The organism is Micromonospora sp. WMMB235, assembly GCF_001855515.1.
Lineage (GTDB): Bacteria > Actinomycetota > Actinomycetes > Mycobacteriales > Micromonosporaceae > Micromonospora > Micromonospora aurantiaca.
On sequence record NZ_MDRX01000001.1, the window covers coordinates 4,262,027 to 4,275,332 of the forward strand.

Below are 13,306 nucleotides of genomic sequence, written 5' to 3' on the forward strand. Positions count from 1 at the left end.
GCCCGGTCCGGCCGAAATGCCGGACCGGGCCGGGGTACCCTGTGTGGCCGTGGACACAGCAGAGAAGACCCGGATGTTCTCCGAGAGCGTGGCGCTGAACCCGCTCGATCCGAAGGACCTCATCCACACCTTCGGCATGATCGGCGTCTGGGTGATCCTCTTCGCCGAGACCGGGCTGCTCGTCGGCTTCTTCTTCCCGGGCGACTCGCTGCTGTTCCTGGCCGGGGTGGCCGCCTCTCCGGTGGCCGACGCCATCTTCGGCGACGGCACCCGCCTGTCCCTGGCCGGGCTGATGATCGGCGGTCCGCTCTGCGCCATCGTCGGCGCCCAGCTCGGGCACTGGCTCGGCGCCCGGTACGGCCGGCGCATGTTCGAGAAGCCCAACTCCCGTCTGTTCAAGCGGGAGTACGTGGAGAAGGCGGAGTACTACTTCCAGAAGTTCGGCCCGGCGAAGGCCGTGGTGCTGGCCCGGTTCATCCCGATCGTGCGGACGTTCCTCAACCCGGTGGCCGGGGTGCTCGGCATGCCGGCCCGCCAGTTCTTCGTGTGGAACGTGGTGGGCGCGGTCCTCTGGGTGGACGGCATCCTGCTGATCGGCTACCTGCTGGCCCGGCAGATCTACGACGCCATCGGCGACAAGATCGACAGGTACATCCTGCCGGTGGTCGCGCTGATCATCGTGATCTCGGTGCTGCCGATCTTCTTCGAGTTCCTCCGCGACCGGCGGGCACGCAAGCGCGGCGAGGCGGTCGCCGTCATCACCGCGGCGACTGTGGCCGGCACTGTGGAGGCGGCCCGGGAGGGCATCGAGGAGCACCGTCCCGGGCACGGCGACGGGCACGGCGGTCAGCACCGCCGCTGAGCACGTACGGACGCCGAAGGCCGGCCCTCGGACGAGGACCGGCCTTCGACAGCACTGCTCCAGCCGGGTCACACGGACGACGACAGCCGTCACCGTGCGCTGATGGCGCCACCCCTCGCACGCCACCGGTCACCCGGTCGGGACGACCCTCGGTCGGGTCGGCCCGAAGGTTTCAGCGAGCCTTCTTGGTGGCCCGCTTCCGCGGCGGGGTGAGCAGATCCGCGATCGTGGCGATCGCGGACGGCACCAGCCGGTAGTACGCCCAGACCCCGCGCTTCTCCCGCTCCAGCAAGCCGGCCTCGGTGAGGATTCGCAGGTGGTGGCTGACCGTCGGCTGCGAGAGGCCGAGCGGCGCGGTGAGGTCACACACGCACGCCTCCCCCTCGGGAGCCGACTGGATCAGGCTGAGCAGCCGCAGCCGGGCGGGGTCAGCGAGGGCCTTGAGGACCCCCGCAAGCCGCTCGGCGTCGGCGCGTTCGATCGGCTCGCCGGCAAGCGGCGAGATCTGAGGCATGGTCATTTCAGCCAACGCAGTTCCCACGTATTCCATCCTTCCACCAGCAGCATCGATCCGCCTGCATATCAGCAGATCCGAATCGGCAAACTTTTACGCCACAAGGCCGAGGTCAGCCAACGTATAGGCCGCCCGATAGGGCAATCCGGCGGCTCGCACCGTGTCGCCGGCACCTCGATCAACAATAACCGCCACACCCACCACCTCGGCCCCTGCCTCACGCAATGCGTCGACAGCCGTCAACACACTTCCACCGGTGGTGGAGGTGTCCTCGACCGCGAGCACCCGTCGCCCGGAGACGTCCGGCCCCTCGATCCGGCGCTGGAGACCGTGGGCCTTGCCCTCCTTGCGGACCACGAAGGCGTCGACCGCGTGGCCGGTGCCCGCCGAGGCGTGCAGCATGGCGGCGGCCACCGGATCGGCGCCCAGGGTCAGCCCACCGACCGCGTCGTAGGCCCAGTCGGCGGTGAGGTCACGCATGACCCGGCCGATCAACGGAGCCGCCTCGTGATGGAGCGTGACGCGACGCAGATCCACGTACCAGTCCGCCTCGCGGCCCGACGAGAGCACCACCCGGCCGTGCACCACAGCGAGGTCAGTGATGAATTTGCGCAGGTCGTCGTGGTCGCCCATGGCCCAAGAGCGTACTTCGCAAGTCTGAGCGCCATGTTTCGGGCCTGCCCTGGTCAACCCTGCGGGCGACCGACGGGTGGCGATGAGCGGCTACGCTGTGCGACCGTCCATCCCGGTCGGCCGCCGGGCCGGTGCGCGTACGGGCTGCCGCCGGTCAGCCGCGCTGCCGGCCGACCGCACCCCGGGTGTCCCGCCGGAAGCCGCGCAGCAGCCGCTTCGGCGCGTGCCGCAGCCCGGCCACCGCCACCTTGTACTTCCAGTCCGGCACGCTCACCGACTTGCCTTTCCGCAGGTCACGGAGCCCTTCGGCGACCACATCGTCGGCTCGCAGCCAGGCCCAGGCGGGCAGGCGCGACATGTCGATGCCCGCGCGTTCGTGAACTCCGGTTCGCGTGTAGCCGGGACAGAGCGCCATCACGCGCACACCCAGCGGTGCGACGGACTGGCCGATCGATTCACTGAAATTCGTCACCCACGCCTTGCTGGCCGAGTACGTGGATCCCGGCATGGGGACACCGAAGCCGGCAACGGAAGAGACATTTATCACTGCCCCGTGGCCCCTCTCGATCATCGGACCGAGGGCGGCGTGGGTCAGACGCAGCACGGCGAGCACGTTGAGCCGGACCAGCCGCGCCTCGTCCGCCACCGACGAGCGGACGAACGACGTGCTCAGACTGATGCCGGCGTTGTTGACGAGCAGCTCGATCGGCGTACCGGCGGTGAGCCGCTGCTCGACCGCCGCGCAGCCGTCCTCGGTGGACAGATCGGCCGCGATCGTCTCGGCGTCACCGCCGTGCCGGCCGGTCAGCTCGGCCGCCAGCGCGTCGAGCCGGGCGGCGTCCCGGGCCACCAGGACGAGGTCCCATCCGTCGGCGGCGAGCCGGCGGGCGAACGCCTCGCCGATGCCCAGGCTGGCGCCGGTCACCAGGGCGCGGCGCCGGGAGGGGTGGGTGTCACCGGTCATCGGCTGTCCTCGGGAGGTGGCGGGAACCCACCCGGCGGCGTCGCGGGCGGGACGGACGGGGGCGGGTTCAGGCCGGGTGGCGGCCCCCAGGGCGTCGGCCCGGGGGCGGCCGCGCCGGACACTGTCGAGCCGTAGCCGGACAGCCGCAGCGGTGCGGTACGGCGTCGCAGGAACGCGCCGGACGACGGCAGCGTGAGCAGCACGGCGACCACCAGATAGCCGAGGATCTGCGCCACCGACAGCGTCGCGTTCACCGGGATCCACCACGACGGGTACGCGTCGCCGACGAGCCCCAGCAGGTCGGCGGTGATCCGGTCGTCCGCGCCGAGCCGCAGCGGGGCGGCCCGCTGGCCGACCAGCACCGCCAGCCCGCAGCAACCGCAGAGCAGGCCCGTGCCGGCGACCACCCAGGTCGCCGTGCGGGCACCGGACCGGCCGGCGAGCAGACCGAGCGCGAGCCCGACGAGCAGCAGCGCGGCGAGCACGCCGAGCACGGCGGCCAGCACTGTGGAGCCGCGCAGCAGACCGGCCACCTGGTCGACGTCGCCGCCGCTGGCGCCGGTCCGCTCGGCTGCCGCGTCCCGGAACCGGTCCACCGTGCCGCCGCCGACGGCCAGGTTGACCACCGCGTACGCCACGGCGCCCACCGCCATCACCAGCAGCAGCGCCGCCGCGGCGAGGACCGTGCCCGGCCGGCGGGGTGCGGCCCGTTCGGGGTACGACACGACTGATCCCTCCGGTAGGCGTCGGCTTGCAACCTACTCGGAGGGATCGTCGGCGTCGCTGCAATCCGGACGTCAACTTCCGGATGGCGGCTCCGGGTCGCGGCGCTCACCCGGCTGACCACCGGGCGCGGACGGCGGCTGACCACCCGGCGCGGACGGCGGCTGACCGCCGGGCGTCGACGGCGGGGTGCCGGGAGCCGGCGGGTACGACGGGTATGCCGGATCCCCGGACTGGCCCGGGTGCGACGGGTACGCCGGGTAGGCGCCACCGGGCACCGGCGGCTCCCAGCCGGCCTTGGGCTTGCGGAAGAACTCGTTCGCCTTCGGCAGCGCCAGCAGGATCAGCGCGGCCAGCAGGGCGAGCAGCGCGACCAGACCCAGCAGCAGGTTGACCGGGGTGTACCAGGACGGCAGCGCGTCCTCCAGCCGGCGCTGGATCTCCTCCGAGCTGGGCACGTCACCGGTGGTGTTGCCGCCGCCCGTCATGCCGCCGGTGAGGCCGGTCAGCAGCCCGCCGCCGGTGCAGCAGAACAGGATGCCGCCCAGCACCCAGGTGGTGATCCGGGAGCCGTTCTTGCCCCGGTTGTTCAGCAGCGCGAGGACGACGAGCCCGGCCGCGATCAGCAGCGACACGACCGCCGTGATGATGCTGAACGCGTACGCGATGTCGCCGGCCCCTTCGGCCGAGGTGCCCGCGTACGCGTCGGTGAGAACGTCGCGGATCTTGCCGACGACGGTCAGCGCCACGATCAGGTTCAGCACCTGGATCGCGGCGACGAGGATGAGCAGCCAACTGGAGAGCGTCACCACGCCGGGACGCGTGCGGGGCGGGGTGCCCGGAGCATCGACCATGATTCTCCCTTCCTGGATCAGATGCCCACCGTAGCGATCTTCCACCAGCTCAGCACGCCGGAAACGGCTCTACCTCTCGGCGGCGCGCCGCAACCGGCGGTGCTCGGCGGTGACCACGCCGAGCAACGCGAGATCGAGCGCGACGGCGGAGACCGCGCCGAACTGGTTCACAGTGAAGTTGAAGACCTGCCCGAACAGCAGGTCGACGAGCAGCGCCAGCTTGAACAGGCGGAACGCCTCGGCCCGGTTGCGGCGCAGCAGCCAGGCGGCCCACAGACCGAGCACGGCGGTGATCAACGCGGTGGCGCTGACGCCGAGCACCGCGCCCCACTCCCGTTCCTGGTCCAGTTTCCCGGTCACGCCGTCGAGGAACACCGCCACCACCGTGAGCACCGGCTCCACCACCAGGTAGACCACCACCGGCCAGACCAGCCACCGGCGTCCGGCCGCCCAGACGGCGAGGCGCCGGGCCCGGTCCGCCGCCCGCTGCCAGAGCGGCACCGGCGGCGGTTCCCGGTGGGGCACCGCTTCGAGCAGGTGCGCCACCGCCGTCTCGGTGGCCGGTCCGGTGCCCTGGACGAGCCGCAGCACGGCGATCCGGCGGCGGTCGGTCAGCCCGCCCGGCAGGCCGCTGAGCACCATGTCCAGTGCGTTCGCGGTGCGTTCGGCCGGGGTCAGCCGGGACCGGCCGGTGCGCCCGCGTACCGCCTGGATGAGCAGGACCAGCAGCGCGAACGCGACATAGATGATGGCGGCGGCGGGGGCGTAGAAGTAGTCGGTGCCGGTGGTGACGAACTTGCCCACCTCGTCGATGAACAACCCGAACCCGATGCCGCCGATCACCGCCCCGCCGCTGCGGGCGCCACCGCCGAGGAAGACGAGCGGGATGCCCAGGCCGACGGCGAGCAGCAGGCCGCCCCAGAGGACGTGCGCGATGTGCAGCCCGCCGCCGCCGAGCTGTGGATAGTCGGTGGCCTTCAGGTACGCCCGCACGGCCAGCACGGTGACCACGCCGGAGAGCACGAACGCCTGGAGGTAGGACGCCGCCTCGACCGCCCGGGTCGGCAGCCGGCGGACCAGCCAGCCGATCCCCGGTCGGTGACGCGACGACGATTCGGGTGGCATGTCCCGAAACCTAGTAGCCGCGCCACTCCTCGCGGGCGTAGTCCAGCACCCTCGGGCGCAACAGGGTGGAGGCCGGTACGTCGATCCGGGCCCGGTCGGCGGGGAACGTGCCGGCGGCGGCCAGCACCGCCGGGGTGAGGAAACGCAGCGGCGGCGGATCGTCCGGCAGCGCCAGTTCCGGCGCGACGTCACCCGGCGCGGCGAGCACGAACCCCCAGTCGCCGAAGCTCGGCACGTCGACGTGGTACGGCACTGTGGCGAAGCCCGCCTCGCGCACCGACCGCTCGATCGACCAGTACGACCGGGGTGCGAAGTAGGGCGACCCGGACTGCACGACGAGCCGCCCGCCGGGGGCCAGCACCGGCCGGATCAGCGTGTAGAACTCGATCGTGTAGAGCTTCGCGGTGGCCGTCTCGTCCGGATCGGGCAGGTCGGCGATCACCACGTCGAAGCGGTCCGTGGCGGTACGCAGCCAGGCGAACGCGTCCAGGTTGAGCACCCGTACCCGGGGGTCGGTGAGCGACTCCCGGTTCAGCTCGCGCAGCTGCGGCTCCCGGCGGGCCAGCTCGACCACTGCCGGGTCGAGGTCGACGAGCGTCACCGAGCGCACGTCCGGGTACTTGAGGATCTCCCGTGCGGCCAGCCCGTCCCCGGCGCCGAGCACCAGCACGTCACCGTGCGCCCCCCGCATCGCCGGATGCACGAGCGCCTCGTGGTAGCGGTACTCGTCGATCGAGCTGAACTGGAGGTCGCCGTTGAGGAACAGCCGCAGGTCGGTGTCGGAGTGGCCGGGCTCGCGCACCGATCGGGTGAGCACGATCTCCTGGTAGCGGCTGCGCTCGGCGTGCACCACCGGGTCGCGGTAGAGCTGCTGGCGGGTGGTCACCTCGAAGTCGTGGGCGGTCACCCAGGCGTACCCGAGAAGCAGGCCGACCACGACGGTGGCCGCGCCCAGCGCGGCCCGCGCCCGGCGGCCGAGTTCAGCGCGGAACACGGTGAAGACGAGCACCACACCGGCGACCGCGTTCACCGCGCCCACCACGAGCGCGCCCTTGAGCTGGCCGAAGACCGGGATCAGCAGGAACGGGAAGGCCAGCCCGCCGAGCAGCGCGCCCACGTAGTCGGCGGCGAACAGGTCGGCCACCGCGCTGCCCGCCGACTGCTCCCGGATGCGTTGCAGCATCACCATGAGCAGCGGGATCTCCGCGCCGATCAGCAGTCCGAGCACGAACGCGGTGCCGACGAGCGCCGGACCGTACAGGTCGAGCCAGGCGAACGCGGCGTAGAGGCCGAGCACCGACAGGCCGCCGAGCAGCGCCAGCGTCAGCTCGATCACCGCGAACGAGACCACCGCCCGGGACTGCAACGGCTTCGCCACCAGCGCGCCGACGCCCATCGCGAAGACCATCACGCCGAGCACGATCGACGCCTGACCGACCGTGTCGCCGATCAGGTAGCTGCCGAGCGCGACCAGCGCCAGCTCGTACACCAGGCCGCAGGCCGCGCACACGAAGACCGCGAGCAGGACCGCCGCGCGGGCCAGGCGCCACCGCGGCCGCGCGGCCACGTCGACTGTCACCGTCTGCTCCGGGTACGTCCGGCGGCTCCCGCCCCGGCGCGCTGCGCGGGCACCCGTCCCCGGTGGTTGCGGCGCTGGCGCACGCCCACGACGAGGAACAGCGCGGCGAGCAGGAACAGACCGAGCGAGCTGAGGACGTAGATCCAGCGGTCCCGCCAGAAGTCGTTGCCGGCGTCCGGCAGCGGTGCGGCCGCGGTCGACGGCCCGGCGGTGGGGGTGGCGGCCGGCTCGGCGAGCCCGCGCTCCGCGGCGAGCAGCGGCAGGATCGTGGCGGCCCGGGTGACGGCCCAGCCCGGGTCGTCGACGAATGCCTCCTCGTCCAGCCCGAAGCGGCTCAGGCGGGTCTCGATCGCGGCGAGGTCGGCGAACTCGATGTCGTCCGAGCCCTTGATCCGGATCGTGGCGGAGTCCTCCGACTCGCTGCTGGACGAGGTGTACCTGACGTTCGCGGACACAGCGATCCAGCGCGTGCAGCCGGGAGCGTCGACGACTGTGGTGCCGTCGCCGAGGTTGGAGCCGACGCTCACCTCGTCGTACACGTCGAGCAGTTCCCAGCCGTAGCAGATGCCCTGGCTGTCGGCGGCGGCCCGGAGGATCGGCACGGTGCCGGACCGCTCGTCGGCCGCCGGCGCGGGGACGGAGGTGTCCGAGTCGCCGCTGAACGCGCCGATGGCGCAGACGACGACCACGATCCCCACGACCACGGACCAGATCACCGTCTGGGTGCGCTTGTCCTTCCCCGCCGAATGCTGTGCGGGCTTTCCGCTCATCAGATGATCGCGGCCGCGATGATCGCACCGGTGGCGAGGTGCACGGTGGCGGAGACCCACACCGCCGGGTGCGGCTCCGGGTCGACGAGCAGCTCACCGAGCTTGCCCGGAGTGGCCACGTCGAGCAGCACGAACGCCGCCGCCATGATCACCAGACCGAGGATGCCGTACGCGGCGGCCCCGACCAGCCCCAGCGTGAAGTCGTCGTCGCTGGCCACGATCGCGGCGACCACGATCGTGCCGACCCCGAGCAGGTTGGACGAGAGCAGCAGCGCCGCGTTGCGGTTGCGCTCGGTCCAGATCAGCTCGTGGAGCTTGCCGGGGGTGGCCAGGTCGACCAGGACGTAGCCGATCGCCATCAGGACGACGCCGACCGCGCCGTAGGCGAGGGTGACCAGCAGGTCGGTGACGAGATGCTGCACAGGAGACTCCAGGGTGAGGGGGTCGGAGGGGCTACTTGCCGGAACCGGGGCCGCCGCCCCGGACCGTGCTGCCTCGGCCCCAGCCCCAGCTGTTGCCGACGACGCTGTGGTACCGGGGGTAGGCGGTGGTCATCTTCTCCAGCAGGATCACCGAGCCGACGGCGAGCGGGAGGATCACCACCGAGTCGTCGTCGTAGCGCAGGTACACGCCGCTGCCGTCGACGTACTGGTCGGCCGGCTTCCAGGTGTCGGTGATCTGCTTGGACACGTCGCTCGGCGCCTTGTTCGAGGTGTAAGCGATCGCGTTCGAGCCGATGTCCCGCCCGGTGGCGCGGGAGAAGTTGTCCTCCACGTAGCCGCGGGGCGAGAAGTTGCCGTAGAAGATCGTGAAGGCGGCGATGAGCGCGCCGATGACGGCGACCGCCACGCCCACCACGAACCACCGTCGGTACGTCACAGCTCCTCCACCACCGTCTCGGTCAGGACCAGCTCGTTGGTCTGCGGGTAGGCGTGCCAGGTGCGCCAGGCGAGCACGCCGTCCGGCGGGGCGGGCCGCACGGAGAGCGCGGTGACCGCGTCCTCGTCGCCGGGGAAGACGCCGATCAGCGCGTACGGGTCCTCGGCCAGCTCGGCGCGCAGCGCCGCGACCCGGGTACGCAGGCCGTCGCCCTCCGGCCGGAGCACTGTGGCGAGGAACCGGTAGCCGGCCGTCTCGTCGTGCAGCGTGCCCGGCAGGTGCGGCGGGCGGCCGGGCAGGCAGGCGACCGTCTCGGTGAGCGTGCCGAGCACCACCTGGTGGGAGGCGCCCAGCAGGCGCAGCCGCAGCCGGGGCAGGCCGGGCAGGTCGATGTCGCGTACGGCGAGCGCCGGCAGCTCCGGGCCGCCCAGGGCCAGGCTCAGATCGGCGGCGCTGGTGTCGACGTAGGGCGCGTCCAGACAGACGAGCACGTCAGCGCACCGTGTCCGGGCCACCCTGCGGGTAGATCATCACCTCGGCGCGGCGCAGCTCCTCGCCGAGGTTGACCTCCCAGCCGGCCTCCCCGTACGCCTCGAACGACAGCCGTGCGCCGCCGGGCGCCTGGTAGTCGTAGTAGCGCATGGTGCCGTTCGGGTCGAGGCCGGTGCCCTCGGTGGCCGTGTACCGGGCCTGGCCCGACTCGTCCCAGTTGTAGCGACGGCCGGCGATCTCCAGCGTCGGGGCGCCGGGCGTCACGGTGGCCCCCGGCTCGCTGGTCCAGAGCACCATCTCCAGGTCCGGGTCGGCCTCGACGGACAGCCAGCGCTTCACCCCGCCCGCATCGTCGAGCAGGTGCTCCGCCCAGCTCCAGCCGCCCTCGACCAGGTGCACCGAGCCACGGACCGTGTACGGCACCGCGCGGATCTCGACGATGTCGCCGGGCTTGAGCGCGCGCGGGTCGCCGCGCAGGGCGTCCGCGTCCCGGTCCCGGAACGGGTCACCCGGCGCCGCCTTCGTCTTCGGGCGGGACGCGGACTGGGACTTCCGCCACGCGATCACCGCGATCACCACTCCGGCCACCCCGACCAGACATCCCAGCGTGGCCAGCACCCACGCCAACGAACCGTTCACGACCGCCTCCCCCAACGTGCTCGGCGGGAACGGTAACAACCGCACGCACGCCTGCTGAAGTCCTGTTCGCTGAGTGTGTGCTCAGCTACTGTCGGCGGCGGCGAGCCGGTCGGCGGCGTATTCGCCCAGCGTGGCGCGGCCCATGAGGCAGCCGGAGAACGTGGTGAACTCGCCGTCGTCGCCGCGCAGCCGGGCCCAGGCGTCCCGCCCGGCGGCCGGATCGACCGCCTCCAGCAGCGTCGCCGCGTACGCCCGGCCGGCCGGCGAACCCTTGCGGAGCAACCTGTCGACCCGCTTGCGGGCCGCCTCCGGGTGCTCCCGCAGCCCCTGTTCCAGCGTCCGGTACGCCTCGGTCGCGGGCAGGATCTGCCCCGCCAGTCCCACCCCGCCGAAGGCGAGGGTGTCCGCGCCGTCGAGTTCCCGCGCGGCCGCGTCCAGTTCCCGTTCCCAGCTCCCGCTCATGCCCCACTATGTGCCCACCCCACCAACCCCTCACGCTCACTCCGTTCGCGTGAAAGGAAGGGCCCCCTTTTAACGCCTCCGGTAGAAGAAGGGCCCCTTGTTAACACCACGGCGGGCAGCACCCACGGCACGCGGGCCGGCACGGCCGGGGACGGCGAAGGCCCGGCCGGGAGGGCCGGGCCTTCGCGGGGTGGTGCGGGTCAGGCGGCGGTCACCGCCAGGGACTCCTTGGAGTCGGACAGGTCGACGCGGACCGTGTCGCCGTCGCGGATGTCACCGGCCAGCAGCGCCTTCGCGAGCTGGTCGCCGATCGCCGACTGCACCAGCCGGCGCAGCGGGCGGGCACCGTAGATCGGGTCGTACCCGTGCTCGGCCAGCCACGTGCGGGCCGCGTCGGTGATCTCCAGGCCCAGCCGGCGGTCGGCCAGCCGGCGGCGCATGCGGTCGAGCTGGATGTCCACGATCGACCGCAGGTCCTCGCCCTGGAGCGCGGCGAACACCACGATGTCGTCGAGCCGGTTGAGGAACTCCGGCTTGAAGTGCGACCGGACCACCGCGAGCACACCCTCCCGGCGCTCGTTCTCGGTGAGCGTCAGGTCGCTGATCACCGACGAACCGAGGTTCGAGGTGAGGATCAGGATCGCGTTGCGGAAGTCCACGGTACGGCCCTGACCGTCGGTGAGCCGGCCGTCGTCGAGCACCTGGAGCAGCACGTCGAAGACGTCCGGGTGGGCCTTCTCCACCTCGTCCAGCAGGATCACCGAGTACGGCCGGCGGCGTACCGCCTCGGTGAGCTGGCCGCCCTCCTCGTAGCCGACGTACCCGGGCGGGGCGCCGACCAGGCGGGCCACCGAGTGCTTCTCGCCGTACTCGCTCATGTCGATGCGGACCATGGCCCGCTCGTCGTCGAAGAGGAACTCGGCGAGCGCCTTGGCCAGCTCGGTCTTGCCGACGCCGGTCGGGCCGAGGAACAGGAAGCTGCCGGTCGGCCGGTCCGGGTCGGCGACGCCGGCCCGGGCGCGGCGTACCGCGTCGGAGACCGCGCCCACCGCCTCGGCCTGGCCGACCACGCGGCCGCGCAGCGTTTCCTCCATCCGGAGCAGCTTGGCGGTCTCGCCTTCGAGCAGCCGCCCGGCGGGGATGCCGGTCCAGGAGGCGACCACTGCGGCGATGTCGTCCGCGCCGACCTCCTCCTTGAGCATCGCGCCGTCGGCCTGGAGCCGGGCCAGCTCCTCCTCGGCCTGCTTCAGCTCGGTCCGCAGCGCGGGGATCCGGCCGTACCGCAGTTCGGCGGCGCGTTCCAGCTCGCCGTCGCGCTCGGCCCGCTCGGCCTCGCCACCGAGGCGCTCCAGTTCCTCCTTGGCGGTGGAGAGCTTGGTGATGTGGCTCTTCTCGGTCTGCCAGCGCTCGGAGAGCGCGGTGAGCTGCTCGCGCTTGTCGGCCAGCTCCTTGCGCAGCCGCTCCAGACGCTCGGCGGACGCGGCGTCCGGCTCCTTTGCGAGCGCCATCTCCTCGATCTCCAGGCGGCGTACCGCCCGCTCGATCTCGTCCACCTCGACCGGGCGCGAGTCGATCTCCATGCGCAGCCGGGACGCTGACTCGTCCACCAGGTCGATCGCCTTGTCCGGCAGGAACCGGTCGGTGATGTACCGGTCGGAGAGCGAGGCGGCGGCCACGAGTGCGGCGTCGGTGATCCGTACGCCGTGGTGCACCTCGTAGCGCTCCTTGAGCCCGCGCAGGATGCCGATGGTGTCCTCGATGGTCGGCTCGCCGACCAGCACCGGCTGGAAGCGGCGCTCCAGGGCCGGGTCCTTCTCGATGTGCTCGCGGTACTCGTCGAGCGTGGTCGCGCCGACCATCCGCAGCTCGCCGCGCGCCAGCATCGGCTTGAGCATGTTGCCGGCGTCCATCGAGCCCTCGCCCTTGCCGGCGCCGACCACGGTGTGCAGCTCGTCCAGGAACGTGATGACCTGGCCGTCGGAGTTCTTGATCTCCTCCAGCACGGACTTCAGCCGCTCCTCGAACTGACCGCGGTAGGACGCGCCGGCGACCATCGCGCCGAGGTCGAGCGAGACGAGCTTCTTGTCCCGCAGCGACTCCGGCACGTCGCCGGCCACGATCCGCTGGGCCAGGCCCTCCACGATCGCGGTCTTGCCGACGCCCGGCTCGCCGATCAGCACCGGGTTGTTCTTGGTACGCCGGGACAGCACCTGGATCACCCGGCGGATCTCCGAGTCCCGGCCGATCACCGGGTCGATCTTGCCGTCGCGGGCGCTGGCGGTGAGGTCCACGCCGTACTTGGCCAGGGCCTGGTAGGTCTGCTCCGGGTCGGCGGTGGTCACCCGGCGGTCGCCGCCCCGGACGGTCGGGAACGCGGCGACCAGGTTCTCCTCGGTGGCGCCGGAGTTCTTCAGCGCTACCGAGACCGCGCCGCCGACCCGGGCCAGCCCGGCCAGCAGGTGCTCGGTGGAGGTGTACTCGTCGCCCAGCGGCCGCGCGATCTGCTCGGCGGCGCCGATGGCGTTGACGAACTCGCGGGCGAGGGTCGGCTCGGCGATGCTCGACCCGCGTGCGGCGGGCAGCGCGTCGACCGAGCGCTGGGCGACGCGGCGCAGCTCGGCGGGGTCGGCCCCGACGGCGCGCAGCAGGCCCGCGGCGGTCGAGCCTTCGGTGTCCAGCAGTGACAGCAGCAGGTGCCAGGGCTCCACGGTGGCGTGACCGCGCTGGTTCGCCAGCGCGACGGCACCGGTGATGGCTTCGCGGCTCTTGGTGGTGAGACGTTCCGTGTTCATGGGCTCCCCCGGATCGGC

Annotated in this window: 15 protein-coding genes; 1 reads left to right on the forward strand and 14 read right to left on the reverse strand. The window is 72.2% G+C overall.

Going from position 1 to position 13,306, the window contains the following annotated elements; genetic code table 11:
* The first annotated feature begins 16 nt into the window (after nucleotides 1-16).
* Nucleotides 17-862, forward strand: coding sequence for a DedA family protein (locus tag BFV98_RS18610; protein ID WP_030269737.1), 846 nt, complete (start codon nucleotides 17-19; stop codon nucleotides 860-862).
* A gap of 172 nt (nucleotides 863-1,034) precedes the next feature.
* Here the strand turns inward: BFV98_RS18610 and BFV98_RS18615 are convergent, their stop codons facing one another.
* The 14 genes from BFV98_RS18615 to clpB form a co-directional block, all read right to left on the reverse strand.
* Entirely contained in the window at nucleotides 1,035-1,412 is a 378-nt protein-coding gene (locus tag BFV98_RS18615; protein WP_007454255.1) for a helix-turn-helix transcriptional regulator, read from the reverse strand.
* A gap of 57 nt (nucleotides 1,413-1,469) precedes the next feature.
* Nucleotides 1,470-2,009, reverse strand: coding sequence for an orotate phosphoribosyltransferase (pyrE, locus tag BFV98_RS18620; protein WP_013283387.1), 540 nt, complete (start codon nucleotides 2,007-2,009; stop codon nucleotides 1,470-1,472).
* Nucleotides 2,010-2,163: 154 nt separating this feature from the next.
* The gene (locus BFV98_RS18625; RefSeq protein WP_013283386.1) at nucleotides 2,164-2,973 is read right to left on the reverse strand and encodes an SDR family oxidoreductase; all 810 of its coding nucleotides are present in this window, start codon (nucleotides 2,971-2,973) and stop codon (nucleotides 2,164-2,166) included.
* Nucleotides 2,970-3,698, reverse strand: coding sequence for a hypothetical protein (locus BFV98_RS18630; RefSeq protein ID WP_030269733.1), 729 nt, complete (start codon nucleotides 3,696-3,698; stop codon nucleotides 2,970-2,972). The genes BFV98_RS18625 and BFV98_RS18630 overlap by 4 nt, the downstream gene beginning before the upstream one ends.
* A gap of 72 nt (nucleotides 3,699-3,770) precedes the next feature.
* Complete coding sequence (locus tag BFV98_RS18635) at nucleotides 3,771-4,550, reverse strand: hypothetical protein (RefSeq protein ID WP_013283384.1); 780 nt, start codon at nucleotides 4,548-4,550, stop codon at nucleotides 3,771-3,773.
* A 69-nt stretch (nucleotides 4,551-4,619) separates the two neighbouring features.
* Entirely contained in the window at nucleotides 4,620-5,618 is a 999-nt protein-coding gene (locus tag BFV98_RS18640; RefSeq protein WP_041784385.1) for a hypothetical protein, read from the reverse strand.
* A gap of 67 nt (nucleotides 5,619-5,685) precedes the next feature.
* Nucleotides 5,686-7,254 carry a polyamine aminopropyltransferase gene (locus BFV98_RS18645; protein ID WP_013283382.1) on the reverse strand — a complete coding sequence of 523 codons (1,569 nt, stop codon included), beginning with the start codon at nucleotides 7,252-7,254 and terminating at the stop codon, nucleotides 5,686-5,688.
* Nucleotides 7,251-8,024, reverse strand: a complete 774-nt coding sequence (locus BFV98_RS18650) for a hypothetical protein (protein WP_071097235.1) — start codon at nucleotides 8,022-8,024, stop codon at nucleotides 7,251-7,253. Before BFV98_RS18650 ends, BFV98_RS18645 begins: the two co-directional genes overlap by 4 nt.
* A complete protein-coding gene (locus BFV98_RS18655; RefSeq protein ID WP_030269725.1) occupies nucleotides 8,024-8,446 on the reverse strand; it encodes a DUF350 domain-containing protein in 423 nt (140 codons plus the stop codon). The genes BFV98_RS18650 and BFV98_RS18655 overlap by 1 nt, the downstream gene beginning before the upstream one ends.
* Nucleotides 8,447-8,477: 31 nt before the next feature.
* Nucleotides 8,478-8,903, reverse strand: a complete 426-nt coding sequence (locus BFV98_RS18660; RefSeq protein WP_013283379.1) for a DUF4247 domain-containing protein — start codon at nucleotides 8,901-8,903, stop codon at nucleotides 8,478-8,480.
* A complete protein-coding gene (locus BFV98_RS18665) occupies nucleotides 8,900-9,394 on the reverse strand; it encodes a DUF2617 family protein (RefSeq protein ID WP_013283378.1) in 495 nt (164 codons plus the stop codon). Before BFV98_RS18665 ends, BFV98_RS18660 begins: the two co-directional genes overlap by 4 nt.
* Nucleotide 9,395: 1 nt before the next feature.
* Nucleotides 9,396-10,034 carry a DUF4178 domain-containing protein gene (locus tag BFV98_RS18670; RefSeq protein WP_030269724.1) on the reverse strand — a complete coding sequence of 213 codons (639 nt, stop codon included), beginning with the start codon at nucleotides 10,032-10,034 and terminating at the stop codon, nucleotides 9,396-9,398.
* Nucleotides 10,035-10,115: 81 nt separating this feature from the next.
* Nucleotides 10,116-10,496: a hypothetical protein gene (locus BFV98_RS18675; protein ID WP_071097236.1), complete on the reverse strand. Its 381-nt coding sequence runs from the start codon at nucleotides 10,494-10,496 to the stop codon at nucleotides 10,116-10,118.
* 200 nt (nucleotides 10,497-10,696) lie between these two features.
* Entirely contained in the window at nucleotides 10,697-13,288 is a 2,592-nt protein-coding gene (gene clpB, locus BFV98_RS18680) for an ATP-dependent chaperone ClpB (protein ID WP_013283375.1), read from the reverse strand.
* Between the last annotated feature and the right edge of the window lie 18 nt (nucleotides 13,289-13,306).

What these genes read in the sequence shown, in the direction of transcription:
- pyrE (WP_013283387.1), bottom strand. Translation starts at nt 2,009, where the DNA reads ATGGGCGACCACGACGACCTGCGCAAATTCATCACTGACCTCGCTGTG.
- BFV98_RS18625 (WP_013283386.1), bottom strand. Translation starts at nt 2,973, where the DNA reads ATGACCGGTGACACCCACCCCTCCCGGCGCCGCGCCCTGGTGACCGGC.
- BFV98_RS18615 (WP_007454255.1), bottom strand. Translation starts at nt 1,412, where the DNA reads ATGGAATACGTGGGAACTGCGTTGGCTGAAATGACCATGCCTCAGATC.
- BFV98_RS18650 (WP_071097235.1), bottom strand. Translation starts at nt 8,024, where the DNA reads ATGAGCGGAAAGCCCGCACAGCATTCGGCGGGGAAGGACAAGCGCACC.
- BFV98_RS18610 (WP_030269737.1), top strand. Translation starts at nt 17, where the DNA reads ATGCCGGACCGGGCCGGGGTACCCTGTGTGGCCGTGGACACAGCAGAG.
- BFV98_RS18635 (WP_013283384.1), bottom strand. Translation starts at nt 4,550, where the DNA reads ATGGTCGATGCTCCGGGCACCCCGCCCCGCACGCGTCCCGGCGTGGTG.
- clpB (WP_013283375.1), bottom strand. Translation starts at nt 13,288, where the DNA reads ATGAACACGGAACGTCTCACCACCAAGAGCCGCGAAGCCATCACCGGT.
- BFV98_RS18675 (WP_071097236.1), bottom strand. Translation starts at nt 10,496, where the DNA reads ATGAGCGGGAGCTGGGAACGGGAACTGGACGCGGCCGCGCGGGAACTC.